This is a genomic window from Cupriavidus nantongensis, from assembly GCF_001598055.1.
Taxonomy (GTDB): domain Bacteria; phylum Pseudomonadota; class Gammaproteobacteria; order Burkholderiales; family Burkholderiaceae; genus Cupriavidus; species Cupriavidus nantongensis.
Map to the genome: position 1 here is coordinate 44,684 of NZ_CP014844.1, position 14,411 is coordinate 59,094.

Annotated in this window: 11 protein-coding genes and 1 tRNA gene; 2 read left to right on the forward strand and 10 right to left on the reverse strand. The window is 63.7% G+C overall.

From position 1 onward, the window contains the following. Nucleotides 1-308: 308 nt before the first annotated feature. Both A2G96_RS00225 and A2G96_RS00230 read left to right on the forward strand, forming a co-directional pair. Nucleotides 309-2,225, forward strand: coding sequence for a hypothetical protein (locus A2G96_RS00225; protein ID WP_231909604.1), 1,917 nt, complete (start codon nucleotides 309-311; stop codon nucleotides 2,223-2,225). Nucleotides 2,226-2,428: 203 nt separating this feature from the next. Further along, a complete protein-coding gene (locus tag A2G96_RS00230) occupies nucleotides 2,429-3,475 on the forward strand; it encodes a hypothetical protein (protein ID WP_062795717.1) in 1,047 nt (348 codons plus the stop codon). A 23-nt stretch (nucleotides 3,476-3,498) separates the two neighbouring features. Here A2G96_RS00230 and A2G96_RS33010 read toward each other — a convergent pair whose 3' ends face one another. The 10 genes from A2G96_RS33010 to soxZ all read right to left on the reverse strand — a co-directional run bounded on the left by A2G96_RS33010 (nucleotide 3,499) and on the right by soxZ (nucleotide 14,360). After that, complete coding sequence (locus A2G96_RS33010) at nucleotides 3,499-4,083, reverse strand: hypothetical protein (RefSeq protein WP_150124031.1); 585 nt, start codon at nucleotides 4,081-4,083, stop codon at nucleotides 3,499-3,501. A gap of 7 nt (nucleotides 4,084-4,090) precedes the next feature. After that, nucleotides 4,091-6,259 carry a M23 family metallopeptidase gene (locus A2G96_RS32140; RefSeq protein ID WP_150124032.1) on the reverse strand — a complete coding sequence of 723 codons (2,169 nt, stop codon included), beginning with the start codon at nucleotides 6,257-6,259 and terminating at the stop codon, nucleotides 4,091-4,093. A 91-nt stretch (nucleotides 6,260-6,350) separates the two neighbouring features. Beyond that, nucleotides 6,351-9,239, reverse strand: a complete 2,889-nt coding sequence (locus A2G96_RS00235) for a type VI secretion system Vgr family protein (protein WP_062795719.1) — start codon at nucleotides 9,237-9,239, stop codon at nucleotides 6,351-6,353. A 211-nt stretch (nucleotides 9,240-9,450) separates the two neighbouring features. Beyond that, nucleotides 9,451-9,526: transfer RNA gene (locus tag A2G96_RS00240), tRNA-Ala, on the reverse strand. Nucleotides 9,527-9,617: 91 nt separating this feature from the next. Continuing rightward, nucleotides 9,618-11,339 (reverse strand): thiosulfohydrolase SoxB, encoded by a 1,722-nt coding sequence (soxB, locus tag A2G96_RS00245; RefSeq protein ID WP_062795721.1) that lies wholly within the window; start codon nucleotides 11,337-11,339, stop codon nucleotides 9,618-9,620. Nucleotides 11,340-11,396: 57 nt separating this feature from the next. Next, on the reverse strand, nucleotides 11,397-11,891 hold the full coding sequence (locus A2G96_RS00250; protein WP_062795723.1) for a TlpA family protein disulfide reductase: 495 nt from the start codon (nucleotides 11,889-11,891) through the stop codon (nucleotides 11,397-11,399). A 5-nt stretch (nucleotides 11,892-11,896) separates the two neighbouring features. Continuing rightward, nucleotides 11,897-12,556, reverse strand: coding sequence for a sulfur oxidation c-type cytochrome SoxX (gene soxX / locus A2G96_RS00255; protein ID WP_062795725.1), 660 nt, complete (start codon nucleotides 12,554-12,556; stop codon nucleotides 11,897-11,899). A 19-nt stretch (nucleotides 12,557-12,575) separates the two neighbouring features. Next, a complete protein-coding gene (soxA, locus tag A2G96_RS00260; protein ID WP_062795727.1) occupies nucleotides 12,576-13,403 on the reverse strand; it encodes a sulfur oxidation c-type cytochrome SoxA in 828 nt (275 codons plus the stop codon). 82 nt (nucleotides 13,404-13,485) lie between these two features. Next, a complete protein-coding gene (locus A2G96_RS00265; protein WP_062795729.1) occupies nucleotides 13,486-13,950 on the reverse strand; it encodes a DsrE family protein in 465 nt (154 codons plus the stop codon). 98 nt (nucleotides 13,951-14,048) lie between these two features. Then, complete coding sequence (soxZ, locus tag A2G96_RS00270) at nucleotides 14,049-14,360, reverse strand: thiosulfate oxidation carrier complex protein SoxZ (protein ID WP_025586032.1); 312 nt, start codon at nucleotides 14,358-14,360, stop codon at nucleotides 14,049-14,051. Nucleotides 14,361-14,411: the final 51 nt, after the last annotated feature.

Below are 14,411 nucleotides of genomic sequence, written 5' to 3' on the forward strand. Positions count from 1 at the left end.
AATCACACGTAACCCATTGTTACCGGCCTGTACGGTGTCGGACGGGTACCCCTAGTATCGCCGCTGCCGGGTTTTCCAAGGGGTTAACCCGATCCGCTTTTTATGCCACTGCAATTGGTCGTGCACACTGCAAACCGGCACAAGAACGGGCGTGGTGATGTTTATTCACTTTCATCTTTTATCCATTTACTTAAAAATCAATGACTGGGAAAAATCTACCTCGCGACAACCCATCCGACCTGCGCCGGGCGCGCAATTCTTACATTCTGCCGAGCCTGAACTTCCTGGCTGCTGCCTGCGCCGCTGTGGTGCTTACGGCATGCGGCGGTGGTGGCGACGGCAGCGATGCAACCACCTCCGGTAGCACCTCGTCGAGCGAAGCTTCGCGCAGCCCGACCACGCCGGCCGAATCCACCCAGGTTGCCGACGAGATTTTCGACAGCTCCGGCAATTTGAATGCCGACGAATATGTCGCCATTGCTTCGGATTATTCCGGCGAAAAAGCCATGGCTTATCGCTACGGCCCGAGTAATTCCGCCGCCGCCGCAGTTGGTACGGTATGGAAACCCGAGGACAAGACCTTTTACCCGCACGGCAATACCTGTTTCCAGCAGGATTACCCGGGCGCCGCGATGGATACCAGCACCAACGTGATCTATCAGCTGGGTGACATCGACTGCGCCCGCAATGACTACGGCAGCAACATGGGCGACGTGATTTTCCGCGCGGACTCCGCTTCGGACTCCGGCGTTACGCCGCTGCTGACGCTTGCGCTGAGCGCCGGCACCATTGCCGAAAAGCCGCAGACCCCGTGGTTCTGGGGCCATACCACCACCAATCCGCTGCTGAAGGAACACGTCACGGCCAACGGCGGCGCGATGCCGACGCAGCCGATCGCCATGGGTCGCTGCAGCGAGCACGATTGTGCACAATCGCTGGTGGCTTTCCAGAACGGCCTGATTGCCTCGGTCGGCATGAATACGGCTTCGCACTCCGCTTCGGTGAAGCTGCCGGAGGGCAAGGTCCCCACGGCCATCGCCATTACGTCGAATTCCGAATTTGCCCTGGTGACCATCTGGGACACCAAGAACCTGAAGGGCCAGGTGGCGGTGATTGCGCTGGGCAGCCTCGCCGACGGCAGCCAGGTGGGCGGTCCGTATGACTCCAGCGATATGTCGTGGCATGGCCTCTATCCGGGCTTCCGCAACATGTCGAACTTCGTCTTCATGAAGCTGCTGGGCTTCGTTGACCTGCCGGATATGAAGGCCCCGACGGAGATTTCCGCCGTGACCGACTTCAGCGTCATGCAGGACAACACCACCCAGGGCTGGATGCGTGACCCGGTGGGTGACCGCGGCGCGAGCCTGGGTCGCGACGAAGCGACGCCTGGCCTGAGCGAAGCCAACCAGAAGAGCTACGCCCCGGGTGGCGTCAACGCCGACCTGATCTCCCGCGCCGGCGTGGCCGCAGTGATCTCGAAGTCGGAAAAGAAGGTGGTGTTCCTGGACCTGAAGCCGCTGTTCGACAAGGTCAACAAGACCTACTTCGAAGGCAGCTTCAACGATCTGCAGAACACCCTGAACAATACCGGCCTGGAAGACTCGCAATGGCCGCAGACGTTCTCGGTGGACAACTACGCTCCGACCATCGTCAAGACCATGAGCCTGGCCGAAAAGCCGACCGCGGTGAGGGTCTCGATGCTGGCCAACCCCGGCCAGGCCTGGGTGGCGACGGAAGACGGCGTGATCCACGCGATCTCGGTGGCTGGCGTGCAGTCGGGTACCAACCTCGATCCGGAACTGATCAAGGAAGTGACCAGCCTGCAAGTGGGCAAGAACCCGACCAGCATGATCCACCAGGTGAATCGCGAGAGCTTCGGCAACTCCAACACCAAGCTGTGGGTGGTGTCGCGCGGCGAGCAGAAGGTCCAGCTGGTCGACATGGCAACGCTGACGGTCGAAAAGACGCTGCAGGATTCGCGCATCGTCGACCCGATCACGGTGTCTGAAACCCAGCAAAGCCCGCTGCTGACCAGCGTGATCTCGCTGACCGACTATTCGGGCAAGCAGGTGCTGAACTATCGCTATGCACCGATCAACCTGCAGGGCGGCAACACCCCGATGTATATCGGCGTGGGCCAGTCGGGCAATGAAGAGTTCGAGTTCGGCGGTTCCTATGCAGTGGCCGGCAAGCCGTTCAACTTCACCCAGAGCAATGTACCCTGAGCGCCATGCCAGCCTGAAGCGCGCCGGTTGATCCCGGCAAGCTTCTCCCCCTGACAGCGCTTGTCCAAGGCCCGCACGGTTCGCCGTGCGGGCCTTTTCCATTGGGCCGACGCCGGCCATGCGGTGACGCGGCGTGCGCTGGAGCACAGATTGCCCACCAAGGGCCATGACAACCTCGCCATATGCGCAAGGAGCCCGCGACAATGCCGAGTCCATCCGCCCACGACCTGAACGCCCGCGGCACCGGCGCCCCCATCAGCCTGGTCGCGCCCGGCGAGGGCGGCGTCAGGGACTATGCCGCGACGCTCAACGGGCTGCTGCAGGGACAGCTGGTCGAAGCCACGCCCGACCTGCCGGCCGCCGCGCTGGCCGGCGCCGACGTGATCCTCCATTACGTCGGCTACGGCTACGCCCGGCGCGGCACGCCGCTGTGGCTGCTGCGGCGCCTGCGCGAGGCGCGGCCGCACATGCGCCGCCTCGGCATCTTCTTCCACGAACTGTATGCTGACGGCGCGCCCTGGCGCTCGGCGTTCTGGCTCTCACCAGTGCAGCGCTACATTGCCGCCGAACTGGCAGCGCTGGCCGACTTCTGGGTCACGAACCGCGAGGGTTCGGCGCGCTGGCTCAACGCCCACGCGCCGGCGCGGCCGCACCGGGTGCTGCCGGTGTTCTCCAACCTGGGCGAAAGCGGCGCGCCGCAGCGGGACCGGCAGGCGGCCGTGGTGGTGCTCGGGGGCTCCGCGCTGCGCGCGCAGACCTATCAGGAAGCGGGCGACGCCCTGTTCGACTGGGTCGGCCGGGCCGGCTTCACGCTGCATGACGTCGGCCCAGCGCTGGGCGATACCGGCCTGGCCGCCCGCATCGCCGCACGCGGCGCGGTCGTGCACGGCCGCGTCGACGCCGCCGAAGCGGCGCGGTTGCTATCGGTGTCGACCTACGGCGTGCTGGCCTATCCCGTCGACTATGCGGCCAAGAGCGGGGTCTTCGCCGCGTATTGCGCGCACGCGGTCTGCCCGGTGCTGCTGTCCCGCAGCAGCGGCGTGCACGATGGCATCACGCCCGCGCACTACCTGCCTTCGATCGAGGCCATGACGCCGGACCTGGACCACGCCTGGCGCATCGGCCGGGCGGCCAACGCCTGGTATGCGCCGCATGCGCTACGGCATCACGAGGCCGGGTTCAGGGAATTGCTGAGAAGATTCTCGATTTCCGAGCCGCAAACGTCGCCGGCGGCTGCACCCACTGAGTGAAATTGGCATTACTAATTCTGAAATCAATTGGCGAGGGGTAGCGACTCCCACAGGGCGATAATGTCATCATTCTTTGCCCACTTTTTTTTGCCAACGTGATCTTCAAGGATAAAGTTGCTATATAAAATCCCGCCCTGCCGAAGGTAATGAATGGCCACGTGACAGGTTCCTGTGGGCCGATAGACGGCGCCGTTATTCAGATCACAATCCACCTCTGCTACATAGAGCGTTGCGCCTGATTTTAACTCAAGCGGTGTAGCAGGATATGATGTGACCCCACTTGATATGCTGACATTTCGGCGTGGAAAAGAATTTTCGCTCGGGTTACCTTGCGGCCCAGCGGAGACACCGAAGTTCCTCAAGAAGTCCTCGTTCCTCGTGGAGCAAAGATATCCGACCTCTTTCTTCGTCTTCTTTAACAGGAAGGCAAGGCAGGCGGTGTTGCGGTAGTGCCGGGACAGCTTATTTTCTGCGTGTACGCTGAATGCCGCTGGCGACCTGATTTTGGCTATAATTTCCGACCAGGGCGCACCCTCCGCCCATGACGTGGTAATCGAAAGAAGACTGACCAAAGCCAATACGGTAGATGTTGCTAAAGCTCTCGCCATGCTGGCCTCAAGTTCTATCCATTATGATTTCTGCAACCGCCGCGGATTCCCGTAATCGCTCATTCAATTGGTTTGGCTCGCCAGTCCTTCGATTGGTCCCATTGATTGCCATAGCTACCGCACGAACAGATTGGCGATCGATTTCATCGGTGATGATGGTAGAGTTGATCGTGACAAAAAAATTGCTGGCAGCACCGGCTAGCCAATACCAACCGCCTGCGTCTATCGCATTATATGGATCCACAGAAATTGCCTGGGGTTGATCTATCCGAGGAGCGCGCTGCAAGCGTGTTGGATTCCACCAAGGGCGTATAAATGTGCTGGCATTCAACCACCCTCGGTATACCCAGTATTTCGCATAATTCTCCCTTCCAGTCAGTTGCTTCATGCCGCGCCCACGGAATTTCGGGCCATCTCCGGCTTCGACGTTTCCAAGCCGCCCCTCAAGATAGTATAGATAGTCATTCCTGTTGATTGGCATGTAGAATCCATCGTCTTCCGGCTGAAAGCTGGCGTGGGAAGGGTTACGGTAAAAATCTACCGAACCCTCTGTCATCAGGCACAGAAACATGGATTCGATCGCCCCTTGCCCAAAGAAGTGGCTCATTCGAACGGGAGTGGTGATGAGATATTTCCGTATGACGCGATTTATTTCCTTTCTATAACGTTCCCGGACCGATGCTGGCGTTCGTCCCCTCCCTTCGAGCCGCAAGGCGGTTGTTGGATATTTATTATCTGGGTAAACCTGCGCAAGATCGCGCGCGCACAGCCAACCGCATTTTCGAAAGATCCTTATGAACTCACGCGGGTTGAATCTCCAATGTCTGGAGGAAAGGGCTTGCTCCGAGATCAGCGTTCCCTGTGCATCGTACAGCGGCACTCGCAAGTTCGCTTGCCGCCAAAAAGCTAATGCCTCAACATGAGCTCGGAACCTTTTGAACTCGCTCTCGGTCGTTGGCACCGGCTTGGCACGGTTCTGCAATTTGAGCCAGCCCCAACGCGTCTCGATGGCTGTGCTATCCCATTCAGTAGGAAACTTACAGAGCAGCCGCCTCAGGAAATCTTGAGCCTCAGGAGACGCGAGGCTTGAACGAGCCTCATCGGCAGTAGCAGTTCCGTCTCGGTTCACATCCGCCTTTTGAAGAATGAGCGGTTCGTTGCACAAAGAGTTTCCGTCTTTTGCATCCTCGATAAGATGCCATCCACGCCATTGCGGAAAATCAGCATCGCTGAATTTTCGAACATCCGAAGCATTGAGGTTGACCCAGGCCGCCCCATCGGGCGTGCTGATACGCCGCCAATGCGGTACATCGTTGGGGTCCAGAGCATCGACACCAATCACACGGCCGAAACGGAGGAGTTCGTATACGGCGCTTGGACATGGCCGTGCATTTGAAGGGTACGCGGCGCATATTTCGTTAGCGTCACGGTAAAGATTGTATTCTGCGTCAGGCTCGGTGAGGCGCCCCAAAGGGCTTCCGGTCGAACGATACGTCGTGAGATACGCGTGTCCGCCGGTGTCCTTGCCACCCTCGCCTTCGGCGTAGCGCAAGCCGACAAATAGCTCTTCGCCAAGAGGGGTTCCGCCTGGCAGCAGAGAAGCATTTCGAGGAGGACATTCCGCGTGTAGCTGCGTTCCGACGGGAAGATGGAAATACAGTTCTCCGAAAACCGCATCGGAACGCCCGTCACTGTTCAATGCAACATCGCCGCTACTTCGCCCGATGAGTTGGCGTAGATTGGTATCATCGCAAATGATCTCCAGGTGGATCCGATTTGGCCGTCCCCGTATGTATCCGGCCTGGCCCAACTCGTCTTTGCGGCAGATAGATCGACCTTGAAGTACGGTATTGCGCACCGTATGCAAATGCATATAGATAGAAAAGAAGACAACGCGGGTCGCTACCCCATTTTGTCGCGCGGCACCGATTTCTGTTTCATGTCGGATGATAACAACGCCATCGCTGGTTCTGCCCCCATAACTCAACGGAGCTCCCGGCGCTGGCGGCTCCGGCACCTGGCTTGATCCCCGTCGAAAGACAACGGTGCCATCGGCGATCGCTCGAACTGGTTCCCGATCATGCCCCCGAGTCGGGGCTTCCAGATGAATGCCACCATGCCATTCCAAGTTATGGCTAACCGGATAGGCACCATCGCCAGGCATATCCCCGGCCATTGCCTTGTCGAGCCATTGGTTTTCAGTCTGATTGGATGTTCGTGGCGGTAGGAAAGGGGGACTTATTAGCATAAGGTACCGTCCTTCTCGATCAAATGGAGAACGGATAGTCGTCGTCGAGAGAAGATGGCGTATCGGGAAATTGGGGAAGGTCTCGGTTGGTGTTTGACGGCCCCTCGAACTTTCTCTGCGCCGCCTTATAGGTAATCGGCCCCGGACATTCGAAGGTGATATTCCCGCCCTCGATCGTGATGGCTGCCCCGCCCGCGGTCGCAATGCGAATCCGCTTGGCCGCGGCAAAGTCCACATTCATGTTGGCCGACACAATGGTCAGGTCCTCCCGCGCCGCCAGCTTCAGCAAATCGTGCTGCGCCTGGAGATCGATATCGCCTTGGCCTGCCGTCAGTTGCAGGCCGACGTTGCCGTCGCCGGCCGAAGACAGTCCTGCGGCCACGCCAATCGCCTGTCCCGCATGGACACGGCCTTGTCCCGCGACGGCGACATTGTTGTCCTGGCCGCTGGCGAGCACGACGCTTTCCCCACTGGCGATTTGCAAGTCCTGGCCTGCCACCATAGCGACGCCAGCCCTGCCGTTGAGGTGGACCATCGGCTCGCCCTGGTGCGGCACCTTTCCCAGCGGGCTGGTATTGCCAATAGCCGCATCCTCCTTCGCCGCTTCCAGCGATTGCCCATTGACCATGCCGGCTGCCGCTTTGGCTTGCTTCGCCAGCGGCGAATCGACACCCTTGCCGGTCGACAGGGCTTGGGTCTGGTGCGTGACGGCGCCGTCGCTCAGCGTCCTGACCAGATCGCCCGCCTGTCGAAGTAGCGCGATGCCGGCGGCGTTGTCGCCGGTTGGCAACACGTGACCCGTGACGGCGTCGCGATAGGTCGTCAGCAGCAGCCCGGCTTGGCCACGTACCGCGGCGTAGCCATCGGTGCGCAACTCGAACCCCTGGCCCCGGAAGCTGCCGCGGCGGTTGTCCTGCTGGTGGATTACGTGGCCGAGATTGAGCTGGGTGGTTTGTTCCGTCGTGGCAAGTTGCGTGCGCAGTTGGTCATCGGAGTCGTCGAACACCAGCTGGTTGTAGCCCTTGCCACCGTGCTCCTGGCTCTTGAAGCCGGTCAGCGCGGCGGCGTTGCGATGACCGTCCGGGTCCGCGCCCATGCCGTGCCACGCCGGGCTGTTGCCGCCCGCAAGGTTGCCCTGCGCGCTGGGCTGGCTGTCGGAGCCCATTGCATAGATGCCGCTGGCGTCATAGGGCTGGGAGAACGTAGTGCCACTCATGGACCTGCCGCCCGGCGTAGCGGCGATACCGGCTTCGCCCTGGCCGTTGTATAGCGCCCCGATCACGAACGGCTGGTCGATGTCGTTGTCCGTGAACTTGACCAGCACCTCCTGGCCGATACGCGGCAGCCATTGCCAGCCCATGCCGGCACCGGCCTGGCGCTGCGCGACACGGATCCAGCGGCTGCCGCGGTCGTCCGCGCGCTCGCCGCGCTGCCACGGGAAGCGCACGCGGATCTGCCCGCGCGGGCTGGCGTGGTGTTCGGCGTTGCCATCGGCCCGGGTCTGCCCGTCCGGGCCGACCACGATCGCGGTGTGGGCGCCAAGCGGAGTAGCCCGGCTATAGAGGCGCGGGCAATCGCCCTCCAGCACAGCGGCGCGCCATGGGCGGCGCGCATCAAAGGCACGGAAAAGCGCCGCATAGCCGTGTTCCCGTGCGGCCGTGGGCAGGGATGCGGCCGGTACCAGCCGCTCGGCGGCGTCGTCGAAGAAGCTGTTCATCAGGCCGGCGGTGGTCGCCACGGCATCTGGAGCCGGCGGCGGCGTGTCGAAGCACAATGCCGCTTCCAGCGGCCCGATCCGGTCGGCGAGCGCGGCACGCGTTTCCACGGCGAGATTATTGATGCCGCAGTGTTCTACCGCATCGAGCAGCAGCGGGTACCCCGCCGTATCGTCCGGTTGGGGCGGCAGATGCGGGCAATCCGTGACGGTCAGGCGCGTGCCGCTGCGCAGCGTGCGTACGGAGCCGCTGCCGGTGAAGACCAGCGCGCGGACCTCGATCGCTTCCATCACCTGTTCGGCGACGCGCTGCGCGCTGGCCGCGTCCGGCGCCAGCGACAGGCTGACTGAAAAATAGGGATCCGGGCTCACGGCACGGCCGGAAAAGACGCCGTAGCGCGACGGCGCATGCCCACGGATCGCGCGCTTGGCTTCCGGGTCCCAGGCGCTCACTGCCACGCCGCCGACCGCGGCACGCGTCTCACAGATCAACTGCTGGATCGCATCGGCCGATTCCTGGCTATGCGCACGGTGGTAGCGGATGCCGCCGCCGGCCGCAGATTCGGGGTCTTCCGGCAATTCCGCGCTGTCGGCGAAGATCACCACGGCATGGCCGAAGGGAGATTCGTCGTCTTCCACCACGGTATATCCGAGACCGGCCTCAGCCAGCAGGCGCGACAAGAATTGGTAGTCGGTCTCGCGGAATTGCGCGATGTGGTCGCGTTCACCGAACGCGGCGATGCGGGCTTCGGCTCCGGCGGCGTAACGCCAGTGGGCATACGGCGCATAGTCCTGCAGAACGGCTTCGATGATGCTGTCGAGCGTGCGGTGCTGGAACACCTGGCTGTGGCGCTGCTGCGTGGTCAGCCACAGCCAGGGGATCACGGTCAGGCGATAGCGCGCGAGGCTGCCGTCGGCACCAAGCTTCTCGGCCTGCCGGATCAGGCCGGTGCGGCGTGACTGACCACCGCCGGCAAGCGTAGTCAGCAACGTGACGCGCTGGCCCATCAGACTGTCCAGTGCGATATCGACATTGGCGCTGACCGCAACGACGCGCCATTCGAACAGCGCCGAGATGGCTTCGCGGCCGATCCAGGCTTCGACTGCCAACTCGTCGAGTGGGCCTTCACCCGCCAGCACATAGAGCCGATGAGCCGGGGAATAAGGATTGCGAAACAACGTGCTTACGTCCATACCCGACAACCTCAGTGAGCGGAAGCCAAGTATGCATTTGTGCTCAGATCGGCACGGGTTTCAATCGAACAATTCCTAACCGGAGATGGCTTTTTCGCTGTTTGGGCCCGAATTTTCCCAAGCCGGGCCCCAGTCGAACACCAACAAAAAACCCCGGCAGCCTGGCGGCTCCGGGGTATTCGTTCGAATGACGGGATGTTGCGAAGAATTCTGGTGGACCGAAGGAGGATCGAACTCCCGACCTCTGCATTGCGAACGCAGCGCTCTCCCAGCTGAGCTATCGGCCCGTCGCGGGGGATTGTAACGTACTTGGGCGGCGCGCTTCAATCCTCCGCGCCCCCATGCGTGCTGTTTGCCACATCAGTGCTGTTTGCCACATCACGCCGCGATGCCGGCGTTGCCGTCCATGCCGCGCACGCGCGGCAGGTTCAGCGGGCGCGCGCTGACTTCGCGGGTGCTGCGCAGCCACTGCGCCATCACGTCCCAGACCGGCGCCCCGCCGGCTTCGCGCGCTTCCTCCGCCACCGGGGCCCAGCCGGCCACCTTGTAGGTCTTGCCGGCCTCGAGCGGCTTGCCCGCCAGGCGCAGGTCGGTGATGCGCTTGCCCATGCCGGCGGCGGGATCGATGGTGTACTGCAGGCCGCCGACGCGCACCATGTCGCCGCCTTGCTGGTAGTACGGATCGGGATTGAACAGGTTGTCGGCGACGTCTTCGAGGATGGTCTTGATGGTCGCGCCACTCATCTGCGTCACCGTGGTGTACGGATAGGTGATGGCGGTCTGGTCCATCAGGTGCTCCATGGTGATGGCCTGCCCCGGCAGCAGCGTGGTGCCCCAGCGGAAACCGGGCGAGAACGCGATCTGCGCGCCCTGCACCTGCATCAGGCCGTCGAGGATCAGCTGGTCGAAGGTGCCGTTGAAATTGCCGCGGCGGTACAGCAGGCCACGGTTGACGGCGAGGACTTCGGACAGCTTCTTTTCATACGGCGCCCGTACCTTTTGGATCAGCGCATCCATGGCCGGATCGGCCGGCAGATAGTTGGCGAAGACCGGCAGCAGCCGGTAGCGGAAGTCGGCGACCTTGCCGTTCCTGACGTCGAAATCGAGCACGCCGAGGAACTTGCCGTTGGAGCCCGCATTGGTCACCAGCGTGGTGCCCCCGGCGTTCTTCACCGCCACCGGCGCGGGCACGCCGTCATGGGTGTGGCCGCCGAGGATGGCGTCGAGGCCGCGCACGCGCGAGGCCAGTTTCAGGTCGACGTCCATGCCGTTGTGCGACAGCAGCACCACCGCCTGCGCGCCCTTGCCGCGCGCGGCGTCGATGACCTGCTGCAGGTTCTCTTCCTGAATGCCGAAGGTCCAGTCCGGCACGAAATAGCGCGGGTTGGCGATCGGGGTGTATGGGAACGCCTGGCCGATGATGGCCACCGGTACGCCGTTGATCTCGCGGATCACGTACGGATCGAACACCGGGTCGCCGAAATCGTTGGTCTTGATGTTCTGCGCCAGGAACGCAACCTTGCCCTTGAAGTCCTTGTCGACAATCTCTTTGACGCGCTCGGCGCCCAAGGTCATTTCCCAGTGCGGCGTCATCACGTCCACGCCCAGCGCCAGCGCGGCATCGACCATGTCCTGGCCCCTGGTCCACAGCGCGGTGGCCGAGCCCTGCCAGGTGTCGCCGCCGTCGAGCAGCAGCGCACCCGGGCGACCGGCCTTGAGCCGCTTCACCAGCGTCGCCAGGTGCGCAAACCCGCCGACCTTGCCATAGCGGCGCGCCGCCTCGCTGAAATCGAGATAGGTGAACGCATGCGCCTCGGCGGTACCGGGGCGGATGCCGTAATGGCGCAGCAGCGCCTCGCCGACCAGGTGCGGCGGCTTGCCGGCATAGTCGCCGATGCCGAGGTTGACGTTGGGTTCGCGGAAGTACACCGGCCGCAGCTGCGCATGGCAGTCGGTGAAATGCAGCAGGTGGACGTTGCCGAAGCGCGGCAGGTCGTACATGGCCTCGGCGGCCTGCGCGGCGTGCGCATCCTGGTGGGGGAACGTCATGCCGCCGGCGCCGGCGATGGCCAGCACCTGCAGGAACTCGCGTCGGTTCATGTCTCTTCCTGTGGATAAGTGCGTGCCGGCGGGCGCGGGGCTGCCGGCAGCGCATGGCTATGGCTTTGCGTAGCGCTCCAGCGCGGCCACGTCTTCCTCGAGCATTTCGCCCACTTCCTTCTGCACCACGCGGCCGCGCGCGTCGATCACGTATAGCTCCGGCAGCCCCTTGCGCTTGCCGAACACCGCCTGCAGCGCGGGCGAGTCCATGGTCGCGGGGAAGGTGTAGCCGCGCTTTTTCATGTAGTCGGCGGCCTCGCGCGGGTCCTTGTCGATGCTGATGGCCAGCACCTGCAGCGGCGTGCCGCGCGTGCGCTCGTACAGCTTCTGCAGGCGCGGGTTCTGCATCGCGCAGAACGGGCACCAACTGGCCCAGTATTCGACCACCAGCGGCTTGCCGGCCAGCGCGGCCGCACTCAGCGTGCGGCCGTCGAGGGTGCGGACCTCGGGCAGGCGCACGGTGTCGCCCACTTCCAGCGCGGCGGCGCCGGCCGCGGCCAGCATCAGGCTTGCGGCCAGCAGCGCGCGCAGCAGCATCGCGGGCGCGCGCATCGGCGTTACTGGTTGACCGGCGAGGCCGGGTCGAGCAGCAGCGCCATCACGTCGCGGATCTGGGCCTCGGTCAGGATGCCCTTGTGGCCGAAGCGCGGCATGTTGGAGCAGGCGGCGTAGGCACTGGAATCCCAGATCTTGCCCCAGGTGTACTTGATGACTTCCTGCGAGTTGCCGCGCAGCTTGCCGTACTGGTACAGCGACGGACCGATATTGCCGAACGAGATCTCGGCCTTGGTCATCTGGTGGCAGGCGTAGCAGTTGCCGCCGTTGGTGCCGCCGACCTGATCGGTGAACTGCATGCCGCGGCCGTTCTGGGCGACCTTCTCGCCTTCCTTCCAGTCGCCGAGCCATTTGTCGTCGGCCGGGTACTTGATCTGCTTCAGCTCGGCCGCCTCGATCTTCTTCGCCACCCTGGCCGGCACCGTGGTGCGGTCCGGGTACTGGCTGCAGGCCTGCTGCATGCTGTCCTGGTTCAGCACGCCCTCGACCGTGGCCGGGCCGCGCGACGAGAACGAGTCTTCGATCAGGTGCTTCATGTCGGCGCCGCTGACAGCGGGCTTGCCCTTGGCGGGGCGGGCCTTGGCGCTGTCCTGTGCGTAGGCGCCGGTTGCCAGCAGGGCGGCCAGGGCCGCGACGGCCACTGCCTTGGTATGTCGTTGCATGGTTTCTCTCCCGTACTGGTCAGCGCTTCATCGCCGGGCCGTCGTAGGTGCCGCCGTTGGCGTTCCTGGCCAGGAACATGGTCAGCGCGGTGATCACGTCCGAGCCATAGGCGGGTTCGGGAAAGCGCTGCTGGCGCAGGCAGTCGTACAGCCGGTGCTGCATGGTGCGGACCTCGCCCTGCGACACGCGGTACGCCGGCCAGGTGGTGTAGGCCGCCTGCGCGCCCTTGTCGGTCAGCAGGTTGGGCAGGTCCTGCAGGCGGATGCGCTGGCCGTCCACCGCATGGCAGGTGGCGCAGGCAAAGTCATAGGCGCCGCCGCGGTAGAAGAACATCTTCTCGCCCAGCGCGTAGGTGCGCTTCTCTTCCGGATGGCTGAGCTGCACGTTCATTTTCACGCCGCGCGACTCGCCGGTCAGGTAGGCCACCAGGCGTTCGATCTCGGACGGCTTGCCCGACGACGAGAACGGGTTCTTGGTGGCCTCTTCCTTGGTCAGCCCCTGCAGCGTGATGCGGCAGTGGGCCAGCCGCTGCTCCAGGTCCATCACCTTGTTGGTGTCCTTGAAGTAGCGCGGCAGCTCGGCGTAGGCGCCCTTGGTCACGCCGGGGCCCTTGCCCAGGTCGCATTGCTCGAGCGAGGCGTTCTTCGGCCCCGCGGGCTTTTTCCACAGCTCTTCGCCGGCGGCTTCCCACAGCTCGGCGGGATTGCCTTCGGCCAGCATCTGGCGGTATTTGGCGATTTCGTCGGCGGTGCTGCCCTGCGCGTACACGGCGGCGGCGCCCGCGGCCGCCGCGGTGGCGGCCAGCGCCAGGGCTGCGCGCCGGGCCAGACTTGGGATCGGTTTCATGGGGCTTCCTCCTCGCGGCCGCGCCTTGCGGGACGGGCCGATTCTTCTATGTTGTGTTGCCGTCAGGCCGCGTCAGCCCGGCTCAGGGCTTGATATACGCGTAGCCTTCCTCGGCCTGCAGGCGGGCGATCTCGACCACGCCGGCCTGGACCACCTTGGCTTCCATCAACAGCTGCGATTCACTGATCTTGCGCGCGGTCAGCGTATTGCGGCACACGCGGAACTCCACGCCTTCGGCAGCCAGCGCGCCCACCGGGCTCTCGAAGCTGTTGCCGCGCGCATCCTTGGCCCCTTCCACCAGGAAGTCGATGCCGTAGCCGAACGCGACCACCACGAGTTTGGTGCCGGGGGCGCCATTCAGGTGGTTGCGCAGGTTGCCCATCGCGCGCACCGCCTGGTCGATGCCTTCCGACAGCTGGTACACCACCTTCACGCGCCCGCCCTTGCCCGCCCCGGCCGGCCCTGGCTGGCCGGACTGCGCCGAGGCCTTCGCCGCCAGGCCGATGGCAGCCAGCGCCGCCGATGCTCGAATAAATGCTCGCCGCATAATGCTCCTTCGGGCCGGGTCCGTCCCGGCATTCCGCCCCGAACCTTAGCAGAGGACGGCGCGGCGTGCCGGCGTCATGCCAGCGCGGCCGGGCGGCCTCAGGCGATGGTGGCCTCGTCGGTGCGCTTGTCGCCCTTGTTGTCGGTCCAGGTCACGGCAACCTTGTCGCCCTTGGCGCCGCCCTTGAACTTGAAGTTCAGGAACGGGTCCTTGGACACCGCCGGGCCGAACTGGGCGCGGAATACTTCCTTGCCCTTGCACTGGGCGGTCACGGTCTGGATATGCCAGGCCGGGACGACCTTGCCGGACGCATCCTTGCGCTGGCCGGTCTCCATGTCGTGCTTCATCAGAATCTTGACGTCCACTACGCCGCCGTTTTCGGTGGCGCGTACGCGCATCGGGTCTGCCATGTGTTTCTCCTGTTGCAGTTTGGCGGGAATCTCGGTCCGGGGTCCGGGGCT

What these genes read in the sequence shown, in the direction of transcription:
- A2G96_RS00235 (WP_062795719.1), bottom strand. Translation starts at nt 9,239, where the DNA reads ATGGACGTAAGCACGTTGTTTCGCAATCCTTATTCCCCGGCTCATCGG.
- A2G96_RS00250 (WP_062795723.1), bottom strand. Translation starts at nt 11,891, where the DNA reads ATGCGCGCGCCCGCGATGCTGCTGCGCGCGCTGCTGGCCGCAAGCCTG.
- soxB (WP_062795721.1), bottom strand. Translation starts at nt 11,339, where the DNA reads ATGAACCGACGCGAGTTCCTGCAGGTGCTGGCCATCGCCGGCGCCGGC.
- soxX (WP_062795725.1), bottom strand. Translation starts at nt 12,556, where the DNA reads ATGCAACGACATACCAAGGCAGTGGCCGTCGCGGCCCTGGCCGCCCTG.
- A2G96_RS32140 (WP_150124032.1), bottom strand. Translation starts at nt 6,259, where the DNA reads ATGGCCGGGGATATGCCTGGCGATGGTGCCTATCCGGTTAGCCATAAC.
- soxA (WP_062795727.1), bottom strand. Translation starts at nt 13,403, where the DNA reads ATGAAACCGATCCCAAGTCTGGCCCGGCGCGCAGCCCTGGCGCTGGCC.
- A2G96_RS00265 (WP_062795729.1), bottom strand. Translation starts at nt 13,950, where the DNA reads ATGCGGCGAGCATTTATTCGAGCATCGGCGGCGCTGGCTGCCATCGGC.
- A2G96_RS33010 (WP_150124031.1), bottom strand. Translation starts at nt 4,083, where the DNA reads ATGGCGAGAGCTTTAGCAACATCTACCGTATTGGCTTTGGTCAGTCTT.
- soxZ (WP_025586032.1), bottom strand. Translation starts at nt 14,360, where the DNA reads ATGGCAGACCCGATGCGCGTACGCGCCACCGAAAACGGCGGCGTAGTG.
- A2G96_RS00230 (WP_062795717.1), top strand. Translation starts at nt 2,429, where the DNA reads ATGCCGAGTCCATCCGCCCACGACCTGAACGCCCGCGGCACCGGCGCC.